Raw genomic sequence first — 18,516 nt, 5'->3', positions numbered from 1 at the left:
CCATCATCCGAGTTCAGAACTGCATCATCCGAGTTCAGAACTGCATCATCCGAGTTGTAAGCTCCATCTTCGAGTAGTCGCGCCTCGATCGCATTCGTTTCAATCAGCACAAACGTAAACCATACACAGGAACGCTTTCATGCAAACGAGAAAACTGGGTAATCAAGGGTTGGTTGTTTCGGAACTCGGGCTGGGTTGCATGGGGATGTCGATCGCCTATGGCGCAGCCGATGAAACCGAATCGATCGCCACTCTTCACCGCGCATTAGAGTTGGGTGTCACCTTCCTCGATACCGCTGATGCGTATGGTCCGGGTCACAATGAGGAGTTAATCAGAACGGCAATCAAAGATCGCCGCGATCAGGTAACTCTGGCAACAAAGTTCGGCATTCAGGGCTTTGATGACACCTTTCAACTGTTGATTAATGGCAGTCCTGAATACGTGTACCAAGCCTGCGATGCTTCCTTGCAGCGATTAGGCATCGACACGATCGATCTGTATTATCTGCATCGGGTTGATCCAACGGTGCCGATTGAGGAAACTGTGGGCGCAATGGCAACGCTGGTAAAGCAGGGAAAGGTTCGCTACATCGGGCTTTCGGAAGCATCTTCAGAAACCATCAGACGTGCTCATGCCGTTCATCCCATTACCGCGTTGCAAACCGAATATTCGCTCTGGAACCGCGATCCAGAAGATACCATTTTGCCAACGGTGCGCGAATTGGGCATTGGCTTTGTACCCTACAGTCCGATGGGGCGCGGGTTTCTCTCTGGGCAAATTACCAGCCCCGATGATTTTGCTGCTGATGATTTTCGTAGAACGTTGCCTCAATTTCAAGGCGATAATTTCTACAAAAATCTACAAGTGGTCGATCGCGTTAAAGCGATCGCGGCTGAAAAAGGAGCAACACCCGGACAACTCGCGCTTGCCTGGTTATTGGCTCAGGGCGACGATATTGTGCCCATTCCTGGAACCAAACGCCGCACTTATCTAGAAGAAAACGTCGGCGCAACAGCAATCAAACTAACACCGGAAGATTTGCAACGGCTTGAAGACGTAGCACCAAAAGGATCTGTGGCAGGCGATCGCTACGCTGAATCAATGATGAGCAGCGTCGATCGTTGAAACTACACCGATTGATAGACATACTCCACTCAAAACAACTGTATGAAGAGGATTCAACCCATGAAAACGAAGAAATTAGGCAATCAAGGTCTCGTAGTATCCGAATTGGGACTCGGCTGCATGGGCATGTCTGAGTTTTACGCTGGACGCGATGAGGCAGAGTCGATCGCCACGCTCCATCGCGCTTTGGAACTGGGTGTCACCTTTCTTGACACCGCTGATATGTATGGTCCGTTCACCAATGAGAAACTGGTCGGTCAGGCAATTCGCGATCGGCGCGATCAGGTCATTCTGGCAACTAAATTTGGCAATGTGCGATCGGAGGAAGGCGGCTTTCTCGGTGTCAACGGTCATCCTGATTACGTTCGTCAGGCGTGTGATGCGTCGTTGCAGCGCTTGGGCGTGGATGTGATTGATCTTTACTACCAGCATCGTGTTGATCCTACTGTGCCGATCGAAGATACGGTGGGCGCAATGGCAGAGTTGGTGCAGCAGGGTAAAATCCGCTATTTGGGACTTTCCGAAGCAGCTCCGGCAACGATTCGACGGGCACACGCCGTACATCCGATTTCTGCCTTGCAGACTGAATATTCGCTCTGGAGCCGTGATCCTGAAGACGAAATTCTGCCAACTATTCGTGAATTGGGCATTGGTTTTGTGCCGTATAGCCCTCTCGGTCGCGGCTTTCTATCAGGGGAGTTCACCAGCCCTGATGATTTGCCTGCTGATGACTATCGGCGCAACTCGCCACGCTTTCAGGGTGAGAATTTCTACAAAAACCTGGAATTGGTGGAACAGGTAACGGCGATCGCCACGACCAAAGGTGTCACGCCCAGCCAACTTGCACTGGCATGGCTCCTTGCCCAAGGCAACGACATTGTGCCGATTCCCGGTACGAAACGCCGCAAATATCTGGAGGAAAACGTAGGCGCAACTGCCATCACGTTGACACCGGATGAATTGAGTCAGATTGAGGCTGTTGCGCCAAAAGGTGTCGCAGCGGGCGATCGCTACCCCACGCAACACATGAGCGCGGTGAATCGGTAATCAGTTGTTGGTTGTTGGTTGTTGGTTTTTAGCAGAGCGATCGTACTGGTTGGTGCGATCGCTCTGCTTAAGATCGTGGTGGTCTGCTGTCAACACAACGGATGAGAATGGGCGATCGTGTTAGTCCTGACCGTCTGTCCAGGGTCCCCAGATGGCAAAGGTGATGCCAGGAGTCTGGATGTTGACAAACATTGTTTTACCATCGGGTGAGAAGCAGGCTCCAGCAAATTCATTATCCGCAAAGGCATCTTTGAGGGCAGCATCCGTGCTGTTTGCAAAGAGAACATTCTTCGCAAATTGATAGAGTTTACCCTTCTTGGTCACACCCACCAGATACTGCTCACCGCCGCCATCCTCGCACAGAATCAGATCGCCGAAGGGAGTCACGACCACATTGTCAGGCTCGTCGAGCAAATCTCCGGCAGAAGAAGCCTCAACTAACAGCTTGAGTGTTTCTTTGCGGGGATCGTATTCCCAAACCTGACCATTACCCCGAACATTATCAAAAGCTGGGGTTCCCGCCTGGGTCGCCACAAAGTAAACTTTACCGTTGCCATAAAACGCGCCTTCACCCCGGAAGAAGATGGCAGCGCCCTTAGCCTGTGCTTGACCCCGAACTGATTCCGGCTTGCCGAGACTATTAGCCGTATCGTCGTTGTCGGTAAAATCAGGATCGGGATTGTCAACCTTGACCCATTCCACCTCAAACTCTTGCTTCACCTTAATCAATCCAGGCTGTCCGCCCTTGCCAGGAACAGGAAGGTTGGGGTTGTTGGTTGTAATGAGCGCAAAGTTTTCTGCGCCCTTGATCTTCAGCGCATACAGAGTGCCGCCCTTTTGCAAGTCGCCCAACTGGATCTGCTTGGGTTTTTTGCCTTCTTCAATCACTCTGGGCACAAAGCGGTAGAAGCAGCTATCGCCACGGTCTTCTGTTTCGTAGATGTAGCCCGTTTTGGGGTCTACGGCGATCGCCTCATGGCTGAAACGCCCCATTTCTTTTAAGGGAATTGGATTCACAATGCCGCTGTCAGCATTTGCATAAACGTCAAAGTTGTAACCATGCTTGACGATCGCACCAGTCGCACTGGTCGTGTTTGAGAAAGTCTCTTCGCAGCTAATCCAGCTACTCCAGGGTGTGCCCCCACCAGCACAGTTGGTTCTCGTGCCAGCCAGAGAAACAAAGTCTTTGATCAGTTCGCGGTTACGTCCGACGACCAATGTGGTTGTGCCACCAAGCGCAACGGTTGAATAGCGGTTCGTTCCAGAAACCGGATAGTTGTAATTGGCGGGCAGAGAGGTGCTTAACTCATGGTTACGCACCAACAGTACTGTGTTGTTGGGACCAGGAAACGCTGCCATACCATCGTGACCTGCGGGCACCTTGAAGCCATCGCTCATCGGCTGCCCAACAATAGAGATTGCCCGGTAGTTGAATCCAGGCGGAAGTGCTAACAGAGGCTCTTTACTTAAATCACCTAAAACAGTGTTGACGAGTTCTTCTGCGTTTACAGGCAGTTTGGGACTTAACGGACCAAAGCCAATACTTCTTGAAACTTTACCGCTGGCAACGCTTGCATAAAAAGCTTCCAGAGGAGTAAGCATGGTGACACTGGCAGCAGATGCCCCAGCTAAAGTCAAAAACCGACGGCGAGAGGTGCTCATTTATCTGTTGCCCTAAGAAATACGGCTCTCAGTATATAAAGCTACAAATACTTGTACGCTAAAGTCGGTTTAAGCTTTAGTTATTAAACTCTGTTTGAGTAGTAAGGATTTGCAACGTGTTCTCATCTAAGCAGCTTGATGATGAGTGCGATCGCCTTTTGTATCGGTTGGGTTAAAGCATGAAAGTCAATTCGCTCACACAGCATGATGTTAATTCCAGGACTTACGCATTTTGACCAAAACCTCGGAGGTTTAAACCACGATGTTGGTCACGCTGCTTGATGCTTGGTTAAAACCTCCGAGGCTTGCGTAAGTCCTCAAGATGTCAAGCTTGCAGTTTTTCTGGCTCAGCCCCAGCTTTGGTACGACTCCTGGTGCGGCGGCGAATCTGCTCGCTCTTGCGGACACCGCCAGCCGCCTGATACTCGCTGCTATTGCGACCAAATTTGGAAGCAACTCCAAGCAGCATGTGATCGCTTAGATCTGCCAGCGATTTTTCAAAGTCCAGCATTTCAACATAGGTGGAGTCAACAGTTGCCAAAAGCTGGTTGTAGGCTTCTTGCTTGGTTCGCATTTGCTCAATCGCGTCTAGAAACGTTGTTAGCGTACGCGAGTTGCCAAAATCCAGGTCTACGCCCAGCGATCGCAGCCCAGCCGCCCGACGATCGGCTTTTTCTAACACAATTGAAGTCCGCTTTTTACGAGACATCGGTGAATGCTCCTGATAAAGTACAGACTCAATCTAACCGCGATCGCTAACAAAACCGTTCAGCAGAATTGTCGAAAGTTTTGCGGACAGCAGACACAGTTGGCAAGCATTTCCGTAGATCTTCTGAAACTAACCTCACGCTTAACCGATGATCGGTAAAGTAGTTTTCACTGACGGTAGATGAGGTCTCGTTAACAGTAAACGGACGCTCATTCAGGGTGAACAGGGTCTCGCTGACAGTCAGTGAGTCCTCATTGACTGTGAATGAATGCTTGTTGACGGTCAAGGAGTCCTTGTTAACGGTCAAGGAGTTCTCGTTAACGGTCAATGAGACGCGATCGCCTTTATCTACAATATAGACATGGCTTTGCTAGTGTCTGTGTCGCTGCAACTTCAGTCACTAAAGCGAGCCGAGGTCAACCTTTTCAAACAATCCCTTAGGCTAATTCTGTCTGTTCAGGCACTAATACAGGATTTTGGACATCAACCCTTAGTTTAACAACCAGTAGGGTGGGCACTGCCCACCCTACGAGCCATCAACCCTTTCTGCTGAAAGCTAAAAACCATCGTGTTGTTTCTTTACAGCCTCTTAGCGTGCTTTTCATTCCACTGCTAAACAGCGTTCTTGTAAATCTTGCCGTCTTTCATAATCACGCTGAAGTTCTGGGCTGGATTCTCGATTAGTTTGATGTTTTCCAGCGGATTGCCATTCACTAGCAACAAGTCCGCCAGTGCACCCTCTTCAACGACACCCAACTTACCTGGATAGGGATTGCGAGGACCAGATAAGGCTAAAAGTTCAGCATTGGTACTGGTTGCTATCTTCAGCACTTGAGCAGGCGTGTACCAGCGAGCCAATTTCGCAAGCTGTGCTCCTTGCCGTGCCGCAACTTTGGGGTTGTGCAGGGTGTCGGTACCCCAGGCAAGTTTAATATTGTACTTCTTAGCCAGCTTGATCGCATTCTCGGTGCCCTGAGACACCTGGAGTTGTTTGGCGCGGTTGACTGAACCTTCCGGATAGGGATTTGCATCTTCATCGCCAAGAAAAAGCTGGATGCTAAGCCAAATTCCCTTCTCCGCCATGATTTTGGCAGTTTCCTCATCCATTAGCTGCCCGTGTTCGATCGATTTAACCCCCGCCCGAATTGCGGTTTGAATTGCAGTTGGCGTATAGGCATGAACCGTAACATAGGTATTCCAACTTGCGGCTGCATCAACGGCGGCTTTGAATTCTGCCTCGGTATATTGGCTAACATCCAGCGGGTCATAGCTTGAAGCCACGCCGCCACCCGCTGCCAGCTTAATCTGACTAGCACCCTGCATTAGTTGTTCTCGCGTTCTACGCAGCACCTCGTCTACTCCGTCGGCGATTACTCCTACGCCATAAATTTCCGCTGGGCTTGGCGGTGTCGCGGCGAACCTGGGAATCTCTTTCAGCGAGCGGAAGTCTCCATGTCCACTTGTCTGGGAGATCATCGCGCCAGAAGGATAGATGCGTGGTCCTGGTACGCTGCCGCTGTCAACCACCTTCTTCAGCACAAACGCGGGACCTGCCAAATCGCGAATGCTCGTAAATCCTCGCAGCAGCGTTTCGGTTGCGTTTTTCTGCGCGATTTGTAGCAGTTTTTCCGGCGTTATGCTGGGAGAGAGCAGTTCTTCGACCGGGGTAGTCGCCAAGATGATGTGCGTGTGGTTGTCGATCAGCCCCGGCATCAATACACGCCCTCCGCCGTTAATGCGGGTCAAGCTTATGTCTAATGGAGCGGGAATTGCAGCGGTCGAAATCTTTTGGATTTTGTTACCGACAACCAGCACGTTTGAAGGAGTAGACAACTGTTCCGAGGTTCCATTAAAAATTCGCACATTTTGGAATAAAGTTGCTGGCGGAGCTTGTACAGCAGACACAGAGGGTCGAGTCTGAGCATAACTGAATTGAGCGATGACCCCGAATGTGATGAGTATCCAAACACCTATTAGCACCTTATAGCGTGGTTGCATAAGTCTGGCTGTCCTTATTTTTGCGCTTAGAGCTAGAAACCTACTTTCACTACGTTTGCACAGCTACTTCTAGCCGTAAAATCCTATCATTTAAGCTCAAACTATTTAACAATAATTTTTCGTAACCAATTAAACACATTAAACACAAGGAAAGCGATCGTATCTTAATAATTTTTTAAGGTACAAAATAAAAAGATCATGTTAACGTTCTTATCGCAGCGGAGTGATTTATCTCTGCTGCTATTCTATTGTTGCAATTACAAAACCAAAAAACACAGCAAGTATAAAAGGAAACAAATGCTGTTACAGAATCGCCGAGTTGCGGCAATGAATCAGAGCTTTGATCAATGTGTAAAGAGCCATTCTTTGAAGCGACTCCTTCTGCGTTGCTGTGGTCTATCATTTGTTGCGATCGCACTTTCAATCACTCCAGTACAAGCAGCCGATCAAGTCGATCGCGTCGATTCTGAAATTGAGACTCCTTCCAATTTAGAGACACCGAAGATTCTCAACAAAGCGGAATTTGCTCAAAAAGAGGTGCGTTCAGTACAGTCGAGTGATTTACTTCCTGAAGTATTGACTCAGCCAAAACAGATTGCTCAAACTGATAGTTCGATCGCTCAATCTGTTTCTCAACCTGAACAGAGCGATCGCTGGCAATTTTCAGTAGAACCTTACTTTTTTGTCCCTCTGAATGTGAAAGCGGACATCACAGCCGCAGGACGAGGTGCAAGCATCCGCGCCGGACTGGGATCGATTTTGAATCTCGATCGAGCTTTTGATATTGGTGCACGATTGGAAGCGCGGAAAAACAAATTTGGCGTAACCCTGGACGCTTTCTACCTCTCGGCAGGACAGAGCGGCAATTTGGGCGTGACATTTCCAGCCGGAAGTTTGCAAAGTCTTGGCATCCCAACTGCGGCGAGGGTGAGTGCGGATGGCAATGTTTCACTACGGCAGGGCACGATCGACTTAGCTGCCTTTTATCGTGTGGTGGATACTCCTTTGAACCGTTCAGCGAGTGTTTATCCTCGATTAGTCGTTGAACCAACAGTAGGGCTGCGAACCAATATTTTTAGGCAAAAGCTAGAAGTCGATACGATTCGCATCGCTAACATTCCTATACCGTTCAATCGGGAATTTAGTGTGTCTAGAACAACGGTCGAACCGTTAATTGGCGCACGCATTGGAGTGGATCTCTCCTATCGCTGGACAGTGGGAGTTCGTGGGGATGTGTCAGGGTTTAATCTCAATGCTGATCGAGATATTACCTGGAATCTCCTGGTAGGAGCGCGATACCGTTTATCTCCCAAGACATCCCTTCAGCTTGCTTATAGTTTGAGCAATTTCCTGTTTGAGGAGGAAGGAAGACTAACACGCGCCAGACTGAACCTACGCCAAGAAGGATTATGGTTAAGTGCTTTGTTTGAATTTTGAGAGTGCGATCGCTGATCGTGTAGGTCGGGTGGAGCAGAACGAAACCCAACACAAGCTCTGAAGCCAACGCTCTGCTCTCCAGACTAAAGTGGAGGGGTCAAGTTGCAACGAGGTCAAACCTGTAGCAATTCGTCAACGACGCTACAGCGAAGAAGAGTTGGCTCGGCGCGGGCAGGCACTCTACAAATCTCAGATTCGACAGCAAGTTGAAACTGGCAGCGAAGGCAAAATCGTGGCGATCGACTACGTTTAATTTCACTCAGCTACTTATGGATGTATAGCCGAATGGCACGGACTTAAGGAAAGTGCTGTCGGAGTCGCCCCCTAAATCCCCCAATTCTGGGGGACTTTGAAGGTTTTACTCCCCCAGAATTGGGGGTCGGGGGGCAGGTTGGATCGTTATTTCAGTGCCATTCATGTATAGCCATATTTCCAAATTGTTGTCAAAACCAGCGTTTGGAACGTATCTATCCCGTAGTAAATAGACTTTCAGAACATAAAAAACAATCCTCCGGATGCCGCCGTAGATGAGCTGCAAAAGTATCTACGTTAGATGGTTTTTGGTCATGAGTTCTCTTTTCACCTTGACTGCCCCTCAAAAACTGACGCTTGGCGTATTAGGTGCTGTTTTTCTTGGTCTCAGTACCGGAAACGCTACTCAAGCAGCAGTTCTTTTTAACAACAATGCACCAGATTTACAAAATGCAGTTAGGAGCGACTTTAGCTTTCCGGTAGAAGCTGGTGATGACTTCAGGTTCACCACCAGCAATGACATCAGAAGCATTACCTGGAGTGGCACTTACGCTACTAACAGCGAATTTCCACTGCCAGCAAATGCGCCAGCCGCAGATAATTTCTCTATTCGCATTTTTTCGTTCATACAAGATCCGCGAGGGCTTGAAACGCCAGCGATCAACCCATTGCTTGCGTTCAACCCAAGTGCTATCAACCGAAATATCTCAGGGACACAAATCCAGAGTCAAGGGAATAGGTACGATGTCTATAACTACGCTTTTAACTTAGCAACACCGTCCACGCTTGGGGCTGGAAATTATTTCTTATCGATCGTGAACAACACCAGCGCACCTGGTATTAACTGGTTCTGGGCAACGAGTAGTCAAAATGGCGACGGCTTTGGTCGTGAACGTCCCGGTGATGACTGGTTTCGAGACGGGAACAATGTCGGACTGTCTTTTACAATTAGAGACGATACTACACCCGCTCCGCCAACCTCACAGCCTGCACCAGTGCCACCAGAAGCAGTGCCAACACCTGCATTGTTGCCAGGGCTGATTGCTTTTGGCTTAAGCGTGTGGCGAAAGCGTCGATCGACTGACACTGTGCGATCGACCGAGGCGAATTAAGTACATAAGCTACTGATTTATCAAAGAGCAGGGAGAAGACGATCGTCCTCCCCCTGCTCTTTGCCTATTCAAGGATATCAGAATTTACTTGAGTGAAACCAAACGTTGCTTTAACGAGGGCGAGATTAAAACGCGATTAATGGCATGAACAACGCCATTTGAGGCTTTGATATCTGGTTGAATCACGCTTGCATCATTCACAACGACTTTACCCGCACTAACATTTACAGCTAGCCCACCACCTAATGTTTTCACTAAACCAGTTTTAAGCTCACTGGACGGTAGATTGCTGGGAACAACGTGATAAGCCAAAAGTTGTCTCAGGAGTGCTTTATTTTCTGGCTTCAGCAATTTTTCAAGTGTGCCTGCAGGTAAGGCAGCAAAGGCTGCATCGGTGGGTGCAAAGACCGTGAAGCTGCCGCTGCTTTCTTGCATCGTTTGCGCTAGTCCGGCTGCCTGCACTGCTTTAGCAAGGGTTTTGAAAGAGCCAGCGCTAGCGCCTCGTTGCAATAGTTCTGAGAGCGTCAGATTGCTGGTAGATGGTGTGGCAGGTGCCTCCGTTGCAGGAACCTGAGCAGGAGGGGATTGCATCGTGCCAGAAGGAGCCTGCATGGGGGGAGTCGGTTGCACTTCAACCGGAGCTTGACTCGGTGACGTTGGCATTACATCCGCTGGAGTCCGCGTTGGGCTGGGAGACATCTGAGCGATCGCAGGAACGATAGCAACTCCTAATCCAGCGACACTTGCTAGAACAGATAACGCTTGGAGTAGCGCTGGACGATAACCGCTTTTCATCTTGACCATTCCTTGGAGTGCTAACAAATATGAACAATGTTTACACTAACGATGCTATGCAAGTAAACGCTCTACCTTGGGACAGATTCTAATGCAGTGAAATTGGATTGATAAAATTGATTTCTTACTTTGATGGTGCAATCTAATTTCTGTGAAGCCAGATAGTTAACTATTGTTGTATGGCTGCTGTTTAACGCCAAAAATGTTGAAGTCACTTCTAATGGTGTCTATATACTTGCGTCACCCGATGCGCCCTCACCCTAGCCCTCTCCCACAGGAGAGGGAACCGGAAGCTCCTTCTCCCCGGGGAGAAAGGGTTGGGGGACGAGGGCAAGTAACACGGTGCGTTAAGTATATAAATGCCCTTCTAATCACAGTAAAAGTTTTAGCGTTTGCTACGCTTCTTAGCTATCTTTCAGGTGCGATCGCTTTTGCCAGTAGAGACATTATTTACTTCTCAAGTAAGGCTTTTTCTGAAGTGTTGCGACCCTCGATATTTTGCTCATACCACTTCATGAGAGGAGTTGCACTGATCCCATGTAGTACAACCGACAGCACAATTGTGATGAATGTAATCCAGGCAATTAATTCGCCTATATTGCCACTGAGTCCATGTCCAAAAGCGTAAGTCAGGTAATAGAGAGAACCAACACCACGAATTCCAAACCAACCAAAGAGCCAGCGGGTAGCGGGATGAATAGGGGCACCGATCGTGCTTAGCCAGCTTCCTAACGGACGAATAATAAAGAGCAGTAACCCCGCGATTAGTAGACCCGGAGCAGCAAACCGCACGATCGGCTCCAGGCGCAGTAGGGAGCCTAGCAGCAAAATTGCGCCCACCTCAGTCAGTTTTTCGAGACGTGCAATAAAGCGAAGCTGCGAGTTGGACTTGTCAGGATTGTCCACGCGGCGCTGCATGGCGATGCCAGAAACAAAGACGGCTGCAAAGCCATAACCATGAATCAGCTCAGTTAGCGAGTACGTGATCAGAATCGTGGCAAGAGCAACGAAGTCTTCAATCAGATCGTCGGCTGGGCGATAGCGTTGCAGCCGTTGATCAATCCACGCGATCGCCCGCGCGACCCCAATACCCATCGCAACACCAGCAGCGATCGCCCAGATTAGATCGACGGCTGCCCACTGCACAAACCAGGTTTGCCAATTGTCATTTTCAAGCCACCGTAACCCAAAGTAGACGAACGGGAATGCCAGTGCGTCGTTCAAACCGCCTTCGGATGTTAAGCCAAAGCGTAATTCGTCTTGATCGCGAAGACCATCCAACTGCACTTCTGATGCCAGCACCGGATCAGTGGGTGCCAGAATTGCGCCTAGCAAAACAGCAGCGCCCCAATTCAACTGTAAAAACCAGTGCGCGATCGCGGCTACGGCTATGATTGAAAACGGCATCAAAAAGCCAATCAGCCGAATCGTTGAACCCCACGCCCGCGCCTTAAACGGACGATTCATCTTCAATCCGCAGCCGAAGAGCGAAATTAACACGGCGAATTCTGTCAGACGCTCTAGAAACCTCGCATCAGGACGTAATTGAATCAGATTGAAGCCATACGGACTGAGCGCGATACCAACAACCAAGTAAATGAGAGCGTAAGAGAGCGGCAGACGAGCGATCCATCCCGACCCCAGCGTGATTAGCAGCAACAGTAAGCCAATGACCAACAGGTCAAGAATGTAAATATCCACACACGTTTTATAAGCGAGCTTCTCAACTTTAGAGAGCGGCTGAGCGATCGTTATGTAACCTGTGGTGGATTTTGTCGGTTGCTACGACGATCGTGTCACAGCCTTTTATGGAAGCAGTAGTAAGGTCTGTGTTATACCATTTCACTCAACTGTGGCTACACAGGCAAGCTTCGGCTGGCAGTCAGCGGTCAGCGGTCAGCGGTCAGCGGTCAGCGGTCAGCTTGAAGAATTAGCGGTCAGCGGTCAGCGGTCAGTAGCAAAAACGAACTGTAGGGCGATTTAGTAGAATTGGTATTACTAGTTTGTCGCACTCAAGATTGATTGATGGCACGTATTCCAAAAAAGGCATACATCGCATCATTCGTCTCGGCTGAAAAGCTTACCCATCTTGTCAGCGAACCAGTTTGCTCATGTAGGTGCCCCAGATGCGGGCTGCCTCACCACTACTGCCCGATGTGGGTGAATTGTTGTCGTTGCCTAACCAGATGCCAGTTACCAAACCATTAGGGATATAGCCAACAAACCAGAGGTCTACGTTGTCGTTGGTGGTGCCCGTTTTGCCCGCTTCGCCCTGCCCGATCGCAGCCGCTTGTCCAGTGCCACCACGCACGACACCCTGGAGCAGCGTTGTCATGGTTTCTGCTACTTCAGGTTTGAGCACAGGCTGATTGAGTCGTGGATCGCGATCGGCGCTGTAGATTACTCGACAGGTCTTTAAGTCCTTCGGGTTTTTGCAGTCGCCCCCATCCAAAATCTGTCGAATGGCACGGGGTGGATTACTCACTCCTCCATTAGCAAAGATGCTGAATGCGCCTGTTAACTCTAACGGCGTGACTTCGCTTTCACCAAGCACTAATCCCGGTGTCGCTTTCAAGGTTGAGTTAATGCCCATGCGTTGAGCGGTGCGAATCACGTTGTTCAAACCAACTGCTTGAGCAATCCGTAGAGCGACGACATTCTCCGATTGCGCTAAGCCCGTGTACATATCTAGACTGCCGCCACCTGACCGACAACCTGCAAACGACTGCCCGTCCCAGTTAAGCGAGGCACAGGAGTAGGCGCTGCTGGGTGGAATGCCTTGCTCGATCGCCGTCGTATAAGCAAACACCTTAAACGTCGATCCAGGTTGCCGCATTGCCTGCGAAGCCCGATTGAACTGGCTTTTCTTGTAATCCACACCACCAACTAGCGCAAGCAGCTCGCCTGTTTTGGCATCCATTGTGACGATCGCCCCTTGCGAAAAGCCAGCGCTGATGCCAGCACTGCTCACCCCATCGCGTAGAGTCGCCTCGGCTTTGGACTGCATTTGCGGATCGAGTCCTGTTTTGATAATAAAGTTGCCTTCTTCGGCAAGCTCTGCGCCCAGTAGCTGCTGAAGTTCGGTGAAAACGTAGCTGTAATAATAGGGTGCGATGACGTTATCCAACTCGGCTTTTGCCTTGGGGTTCACGTCAATCCGCGATCGCCGCGCCCGTTGAAGGTCGTCTGCACTTGCCATGTTCAGCGCTGCCATGCGGTCTAACACGCCATTGCGAAGCTCGATCGCCTTGTCATAGTTTCGCACCGGGTTAAAGCTGTTCGGTGCAGGCAGAATACCGACCAACATTGCCGCTTCCGAAAGGGTTAAGTCCTTCGCCGATTTATTCAGATAAAGCTGAGCCGCGTCTTCAAAACCGTATGCCTCGTTGCCTAAATACACTCGATTCAGGTACGTGAGCATTAAAAAATCTTTGCTGTAGACCGTTTCTAACTTCAGGGCAACCGCTGCTTCGCGCAGTTTACGTCCCGCTGAATCTTGTGTGCCCACATACTGACGTAACACACTGCGGGCAAGCTGCTGAGTGAGCGTACTGCCACCTTCCCGAATGCCACCTCCCCGAACGTTCGCAACGAGTGCTCGCAAGGTGCCGATCGGGTCTACGCCCAAATGCCAGTAGTAGCGAGAGTCTTCAGAGGCGATCGCTGCCTTTGCTAGAAAGGGCGAAAACTCTGACAGGTTCTTAAACTCAGTATGGGTGCGGTTCGTCACTGGGCTGAGTGGCGTTTGCTCGTCACGCGCATAGACCACAAACGGACCCTGCACCGACGCAGGCAACGGCTGCACGGAAAACTTCTGCCACTCAATCAGCACACCCACCACTGCCAGAGCCGTTACGCCACCAAGTCCATACATGCCGTAGCGAACCGCACGTACATACCAGGGTGGCGGATCGATGAACTGAATGCGAACAGCCGCTGCCAGTTCTGGTGGACCAAGGGTATAGACAGCGTTGTGCCGCAGTTGGGTCGATCGCACCCGCCGCTTGCCCCGATAGATGCCGTTGGTCGAGTTTTCGTCTTTGAGAAAGAACGGCGGACGAAAGAGTGCTCCCAGAAGGCGCGATCGCTGGCTATCGCGGTTCAGTGACAGATGCACCTGGCTCACGACTGGATTCCGCACCACGATGTCACATGTTCTAGAACTACGCCCCAGCATATAGCGATCGCCCAATAGCGGATACACATCTGCCTGATCGGCTCCAGCATCTTGTACCCGCAGTTCTGGCACCCGTGCATTCGGCTTCAGCTTCAACTTAGAAAAATTGATTTTTGCCTGAACAGTTTGCACTGCCTGAGTAATAGCACCGACAAGCGTTTGCGATCGACGGGGAGGCTGGGGCGGAGTCATTGAGTCGTCCAATCAAAGAATGGCTGAGTTCAGAATCACAACCTTTTTGGTGCGTTCCGGTCAGCTTCAGCCTTATTCTAGACAACGACTGCCGGATCAGCTATTAGCTATCAGCTATCAGCTATCAGCTATCAGCTTTCATTCTGATTACTGACCGCTAACCACTGACGGCTGACGGCTGACGGCTGACGGCTGACGGCTGACCGCTGACCGCTGATTACTGACCGCTGACCGCTGACCGCTGACCGCTAATTTAGTGGATTTGCTTGCACTAGGATAGATCATTGGCAGCATACGCTATAAACTTTAAAATAGAGAGCAATAGGTATAGTTGCTTACTGTTTGTCATTTATCTTATCGTTGATGCCGATCGCTCGTCCCTTGCCGTCTGCCCACACCCACGCCGTTATTAAGTAGAAGAAGTTATGGCTGTCGCAACCACCCAAACCCTCGAAGAACTCTGTATTAATTCGATTCGTTTTCTGGCAGTCGATGCCGTTGAAAAAGCGAAATCTGGTCATCCTGGTTTGCCAATGGGCGCTGCGCCGATGGCGTTTGTCCTTTGGGATCAGTTTTTGCGGTTCAATCCCAAAAATCCTAAGTGGTTCAACCGCGATCGCTTCGTGCTGTCTGCGGGTCATGGCTGCATGTTGCAGTATGCGCTGCTGTACTTGACTGGTTACGACAGCGTGAGCATTGACGACATCAAACAATTTCGCCAGTGGGAATCTAAAACACCTGGGCATCCCGAAAACTTTGAGACTCCTGGCATCGAAGTCACCACCGGACCTCTGGGTCAGGGCATTGCAAACGCCGTAGGGTTAGCGATCGCCGAAGCGCATTTAGGTGCCAAGTTCAACCAACCGGATCTGACGCTGGTAGATCACTATACCTACGCGATTCTGGGTGACGGCTGCAACATGGAAGGCGTTTCTGGTGAAGCCTGTTCTCTCGCCGGACACCTGGGTTTGGGCAAGCTGATTGCGCTCTACGACGACAACCACATTTCGATCGACGGTTCCACCGACATTGCTTTTACCGAAGATGTCTCCAAGCGCTTCGAGGCATACGGTTGGCACGTGCTACATGTTGAAAATGGCAACACCGATTTGGAAGGGCTTGCAAAAGCGATCGCCGCTGCCAAAGCCGTTACAGACAAGCCTACGATGATCAAAGTCACCACCACGATCGGCTACGGCTCTCCTAACAAGCAAGGCACCGCTGATGCTCACGGCTCGGTACTGGGTCCCGATGAAATTAAGCTGACCCGCGATAACCTGGGCTGGGAGTACGAACCCTTTGTGGTGCCTGACGATGCGCTGGCTCATCTGCGTCAAGCGGTCGATCGGGGTGCCAGCCTGGAAGCAGAATGGAACGAAACCTGGGCACAGTACAAAACCAAGTATGCGGAAAAAGCGGCAGAGTTCGATCGCCTGATCAGCGGTCAGCTACCCGACGGTTGGGAGAGCGCTTTACCGACCTACAAGCCCGAAGACAAACAGCTTGCTACACGCAAACACTCCGAAATCACCTTAAACGCACTGGCTAAAGTGCTCCCCGAAATCATCGGCGGCTCTGCTGACCTCACCCACTCCAACCTCACGGAACTGAAAGGATCGGGCAACTTCCAAAAAGGGCACTACGAAAACCGTAACGTTCACTTTGGCGTACGCGAACACGGCATGGGAGCTATCTGCAACGGTATGGCGCTGCACGGATCGGGGCTGATTCCGTATGGTGCCACGTTCCTCATCTTCACCGACTATATGCGGGGAGCCATTCGCCTCTCAGCACTGTCGCAAGCTGGCGTGATCTGGGTGATGACTCACGACTCTGTAGCGTTAGGTGAAGATGGTCCCACTCACCAACCTGTAGAAACGATCGCCTCGCTACGCGCTATTCCTGACCTCACCGTGCTCCGTCCTGCCGATGGTACGGAAACCTCTGGTGCGTACAAAGTAGCGGTGCTCAATGCCAACCAGAACCGTGCCACGCTGATTGCCTTTTCGCGTCAAGCGGTGCCCAACCTGGCAGGCTCGTCGATCGACGGTGTCGCGAAGGGTGCCTATGCGGTGATCGATGCTGACGGTACGCCTGACCTCATCCTCATTGGCACGGGGGCAGAAGTCGGTCTCTGCGTCAAAGCGGCTGAGCAACTAGCCAGCGGAGGCAAAAAAGTCCGCGTGGTTTCCATGCCGTCCTGGGAACTCTTTGAAGCTCAAGATGCCGCTTACAAAGAATCCGTGCTACCCAAAGCTGTGACCAAGCGTCTGGTTGTGGAAGCGGGTATCAGCATGGGCTGGTGTAAATATGCTGGGGCTGAAGGTGATATTCTCGCGGTCGATCGCTTTGGTGTTTCAGCGCCTGGCGGCACGATCATGGAAAAATTTGGCTTCACCGTTGAGAATGTGGTTGCTAAAGCGAAGGCATTGCTGGGGTAAGACGTTACGCTCTAAGGACGATACACATAGCAGTTCTGAGCTATTTGTGCAAAGTATGCAATGGTTTTAGCGGTCAGCGGTCAGCGGTCAGCGGTCAGCGGTCATCGGTCAGCCGTCAGCGGTCAGCCGTTAGCGGTCAGCTTGGAAACCTGGAGCTAAAAGCGAAGCCAGAGTAGCTTGCACCAATTAAACCGGATCGCTCGATAACGTCCCGACTCACTCTCTAAAAGGCTCTCTGGTTTTCAGGGAGCCTTTCGTTTTAGAGTTCGACAAGATCAGTTGCGGTTAGCTTCAGGCTGTGCGGGCAGACGATCGCTGCATGGAAAAAACCGCTGTGCTTGAGCGTCATAAGACCAACTCACACCATTAGGATCGCGTGTTTGAGTCCAATCAAGCAAGGTGGGCAAGTGCTTTTTACGACTGACGGTTTTTGCCGTTACACCTAGCCGTTTGGCGAGTTCAGCCTGAGTCAGTGAATCGGGGAGTGGCGGCACAGTCGTGCTATCAGGCACATCCATCACTATAGGCTCTGGCGGGAAGCGGGAAAATTGTAGCGTTGTGAAGATGTAAACGACATCACCGTGCTCTGTCACCTCAAACCGGGCAGCGAATTCTTTGGCGCGGCTGTCGAGGTAAGCACGAGCGGCGATCGCAGGTATCTCCGCTGCCATCGCAAAATCAAGCAGGGTCATACGTCCACGGTGTTCTCGCAACAGGCGGTAAAAAGTGACGTTCAAGTGCTTTTGCTGACGGTTTTGCCTCCTACAATGGCGCTGCCAAACCCACCAAACAACGAGTGCTGGTACCAATACTTGCAGCAATGGCAGCAGTGTCCGCACAAGGGTAGAAACCAACCCCACTAAACAGAGGGTAGCGCCGAAAATAGCGGCATAACGCACTAAACTACTGCTGTCTGTTTTAGCCGTGCGAAATAGTTTAGCCATCGGTGTCTGGCTCCATACAGGTAGTCTGTCAGGCTTGTGGTGAACGTTGCACGTAGTGAAGGAACGCTGACAGGGCAGCGGCTTTCTAGCCGCGATCGCGTGCTGTCTAAAAAGGGGCGCAGTGCAGTGGTTAAACTATATTTTAGTACAAAAGCACTATAGAACAATGTTGAAAACTGCTGCTGATCATCGCTTCGTGGAGTTGTTGGTCGTGAGAGAAAAGCCAACGGCTGTCGCTTGCTTTCTGAAGGATTAGCTGATGTCAACAGGTACCGACACAAGACGATCGCCACCAAAGGGCATAGTCTCCGGTAACGATCGCTTTGCAGTGTATGAAGCAGTAGAGAAACGGTTGTTCCTTCCCAGCGATCGCTCAGCCAGGAGCGCCCAGTAAAGGGCAATCGATGCCGCTCAAGGCAAGTCGTAGTGCAGCCATCAAGCGTCACGCTTGCAGCAGAAGCGCTAAGAGCTGATTGACTGACAAAAGTTCTGATGTAGGTTGGTGTTGAGCGGAGCGTAACCCAACACCAGTAACGGTTTCGTTGGGTTACGCTAACGCTAACCCAACCTACGGCAGGATAAGGGTTTCAAGAGTTTTGTCAGTCAACCAGGCGCTAAGAGTCT

The 18,516-nt window shown here is 50.7% G+C and carries 17 protein-coding genes; 9 read left to right on the top strand and 8 right to left on the bottom strand.

Annotated features, from left to right (window positions below):
- Positions 1-139 precede the first annotated feature (139 nt).
- Positions 140-1,126 carry an aldo/keto reductase gene (locus AC5JO6_RS27630; protein WP_496084262.1) on the top strand — a complete coding sequence of 329 codons (987 nt, stop codon included), beginning with the start codon at positions 140-142 and terminating at the stop codon, positions 1,124-1,126.
- 60 nt (positions 1,127-1,186) lie between these two features.
- Positions 1,187-2,173, top strand: coding sequence for an aldo/keto reductase (locus AC5JO6_RS27625; protein WP_496084261.1), 987 nt, complete (start codon positions 1,187-1,189; stop codon positions 2,171-2,173).
- Between the two features lie 120 nt (positions 2,174-2,293).
- Here the strand turns inward: AC5JO6_RS27625 and AC5JO6_RS27620 are convergent, their stop codons facing one another.
- The 3 genes from AC5JO6_RS27620 to AC5JO6_RS27610 form a co-directional block, all read right to left on the bottom strand.
- Positions 2,294-3,835, bottom strand: coding sequence for an alkaline phosphatase PhoX (locus AC5JO6_RS27620; RefSeq protein ID WP_496084260.1), 1,542 nt, complete (start codon positions 3,833-3,835; stop codon positions 2,294-2,296).
- A gap of 325 nt (positions 3,836-4,160) precedes the next feature.
- Positions 4,161-4,544, bottom strand: a complete 384-nt coding sequence (locus AC5JO6_RS27615) for a hypothetical protein (protein WP_496084259.1) — start codon at positions 4,542-4,544, stop codon at positions 4,161-4,163.
- A gap of 612 nt (positions 4,545-5,156) precedes the next feature.
- Complete coding sequence (locus AC5JO6_RS27610) at positions 5,157-6,542, bottom strand: metal-dependent hydrolase family protein (RefSeq protein WP_496084258.1); 1,386 nt, start codon at positions 6,540-6,542, stop codon at positions 5,157-5,159.
- Between the two features lie 366 nt (positions 6,543-6,908).
- On the opposite strand from AC5JO6_RS27610, the gene AC5JO6_RS27605 reads away from it, so the two are divergent.
- The 3 genes from AC5JO6_RS27605 to AC5JO6_RS27595 all read left to right on the top strand — a co-directional run bounded on the left by AC5JO6_RS27605 (position 6,909) and on the right by AC5JO6_RS27595 (position 9,343).
- Positions 6,909-7,979, top strand: coding sequence for a hypothetical protein (locus AC5JO6_RS27605; RefSeq protein ID WP_496084257.1), 1,071 nt, complete (start codon positions 6,909-6,911; stop codon positions 7,977-7,979).
- A gap of 88 nt (positions 7,980-8,067) precedes the next feature.
- A complete protein-coding gene (locus tag AC5JO6_RS27600) occupies positions 8,068-8,232 on the top strand; it encodes a hypothetical protein (protein WP_496084256.1) in 165 nt (54 codons plus the stop codon).
- Positions 8,233-8,545: 313 nt separating this feature from the next.
- Positions 8,546-9,343: a PTPA-CTERM sorting domain-containing protein gene (locus tag AC5JO6_RS27595; RefSeq protein ID WP_496084255.1), complete on the top strand. Its 798-nt coding sequence runs from the start codon at positions 8,546-8,548 to the stop codon at positions 9,341-9,343.
- An 84-nt stretch (positions 9,344-9,427) separates the two neighbouring features.
- On the opposite strand, the gene AC5JO6_RS27590 is transcribed toward AC5JO6_RS27595, so the two are convergent.
- Entirely contained in the window at positions 9,428-10,147 is a 720-nt protein-coding gene (locus AC5JO6_RS27590; RefSeq protein ID WP_496084254.1) for a fasciclin domain-containing protein, read from the bottom strand.
- 441 nt (positions 10,148-10,588) lie between these two features.
- Complete coding sequence (locus AC5JO6_RS27585) at positions 10,589-11,839, bottom strand: cation:proton antiporter (protein ID WP_496084253.1); 1,251 nt, start codon at positions 11,837-11,839, stop codon at positions 10,589-10,591.
- 151 nt (positions 11,840-11,990) lie between these two features.
- Between AC5JO6_RS27585 and AC5JO6_RS27580 the strand changes: the two genes are divergently transcribed.
- Positions 11,991-12,122 carry a hypothetical protein gene (locus AC5JO6_RS27580; protein ID WP_496084252.1) on the top strand — a complete coding sequence of 44 codons (132 nt, stop codon included), beginning with the start codon at positions 11,991-11,993 and terminating at the stop codon, positions 12,120-12,122.
- 108 nt (positions 12,123-12,230) lie between these two features.
- Here the strand turns inward: AC5JO6_RS27580 and AC5JO6_RS27575 are convergent, their stop codons facing one another.
- A complete protein-coding gene (locus AC5JO6_RS27575) occupies positions 12,231-14,507 on the bottom strand; it encodes a transglycosylase domain-containing protein (protein WP_496084251.1) in 2,277 nt (758 codons plus the stop codon).
- A gap of 147 nt (positions 14,508-14,654) precedes the next feature.
- On the bottom strand, positions 14,655-14,801 hold the full coding sequence (locus tag AC5JO6_RS27570; protein WP_496084250.1) for a hypothetical protein: 147 nt from the start codon (positions 14,799-14,801) through the stop codon (positions 14,655-14,657).
- 131 nt (positions 14,802-14,932) lie between these two features.
- On the opposite strand from AC5JO6_RS27570, the gene tkt reads away from it, so the two are divergent.
- Positions 14,933-16,948, top strand: a complete 2,016-nt coding sequence (gene tkt, locus AC5JO6_RS27565) for a transketolase (protein ID WP_496084249.1) — start codon at positions 14,933-14,935, stop codon at positions 16,946-16,948.
- A 44-nt stretch (positions 16,949-16,992) separates the two neighbouring features.
- Positions 16,993-17,124 carry a hypothetical protein gene (locus AC5JO6_RS27560; RefSeq protein ID WP_496084248.1) on the top strand — a complete coding sequence of 44 codons (132 nt, stop codon included), beginning with the start codon at positions 16,993-16,995 and terminating at the stop codon, positions 17,122-17,124.
- A 99-nt stretch (positions 17,125-17,223) separates the two neighbouring features.
- Here the strand turns inward: AC5JO6_RS27560 and AC5JO6_RS27555 are convergent, their stop codons facing one another.
- A complete protein-coding gene (locus tag AC5JO6_RS27555) occupies positions 17,224-17,892 on the bottom strand; it encodes a hypothetical protein (RefSeq protein ID WP_496084247.1) in 669 nt (222 codons plus the stop codon).
- A 259-nt stretch (positions 17,893-18,151) separates the two neighbouring features.
- Here AC5JO6_RS27555 and AC5JO6_RS27550 point away from each other — a divergent pair, with 259 nt between their 5' ends.
- The gene (locus AC5JO6_RS27550; RefSeq protein WP_496084246.1) at positions 18,152-18,286 is read left to right on the top strand and encodes a hypothetical protein; all 135 of its coding nucleotides are present in this window, start codon (positions 18,152-18,154) and stop codon (positions 18,284-18,286) included.
- Positions 18,287-18,516: the final 230 nt, after the last annotated feature.

Source organism: Tildeniella sp. (assembly GCF_059505325.1).
Note: the sequence above shows the minus strand (reverse complement) of the source record. Positions and strands in the feature narration are given on the sequence as shown.

Excerpts from the sequence above, each read along its gene's own strand:
- AC5JO6_RS27630 (WP_496084262.1), top strand. The coding sequence starts at position 140 with ATGCAAACGAGAAAACTGGGTAATCAAGGGTTGGTTGTTTCGGAACTC.
- AC5JO6_RS27625 (WP_496084261.1), top strand. The coding sequence starts at position 1,187 with ATGAAAACGAAGAAATTAGGCAATCAAGGTCTCGTAGTATCCGAATTG.
- AC5JO6_RS27620 (WP_496084260.1), bottom strand. The coding sequence starts at position 3,835 with ATGAGCACCTCTCGCCGTCGGTTTTTGACTTTAGCTGGGGCATCTGCT.
- AC5JO6_RS27615 (WP_496084259.1), bottom strand. The coding sequence starts at position 4,544 with ATGTCTCGTAAAAAGCGGACTTCAATTGTGTTAGAAAAAGCCGATCGT.
- AC5JO6_RS27610 (WP_496084258.1), bottom strand. The coding sequence starts at position 6,542 with ATGCAACCACGCTATAAGGTGCTAATAGGTGTTTGGATACTCATCACA.
- AC5JO6_RS27595 (WP_496084255.1), top strand. The coding sequence starts at position 8,546 with ATGAGTTCTCTTTTCACCTTGACTGCCCCTCAAAAACTGACGCTTGGC.
- AC5JO6_RS27590 (WP_496084254.1), bottom strand. The coding sequence starts at position 10,147 with ATGGTCAAGATGAAAAGCGGTTATCGTCCAGCGCTACTCCAAGCGTTA.
- AC5JO6_RS27575 (WP_496084251.1), bottom strand. The coding sequence starts at position 14,507 with ATGACTCCGCCCCAGCCTCCCCGTCGATCGCAAACGCTTGTCGGTGCT.
- AC5JO6_RS27570 (WP_496084250.1), bottom strand. The coding sequence starts at position 14,801 with ATGCTGCCAATGATCTATCCTAGTGCAAGCAAATCCACTAAATTAGCG.
- tkt (WP_496084249.1), top strand. The coding sequence starts at position 14,933 with ATGGCTGTCGCAACCACCCAAACCCTCGAAGAACTCTGTATTAATTCG.
- AC5JO6_RS27555 (WP_496084247.1), bottom strand. The coding sequence starts at position 17,892 with ATGGCTAAACTATTTCGCACGGCTAAAACAGACAGCAGTAGTTTAGTG.
- AC5JO6_RS27550 (WP_496084246.1), top strand. The coding sequence starts at position 18,152 with ATGTCAACAGGTACCGACACAAGACGATCGCCACCAAAGGGCATAGTC.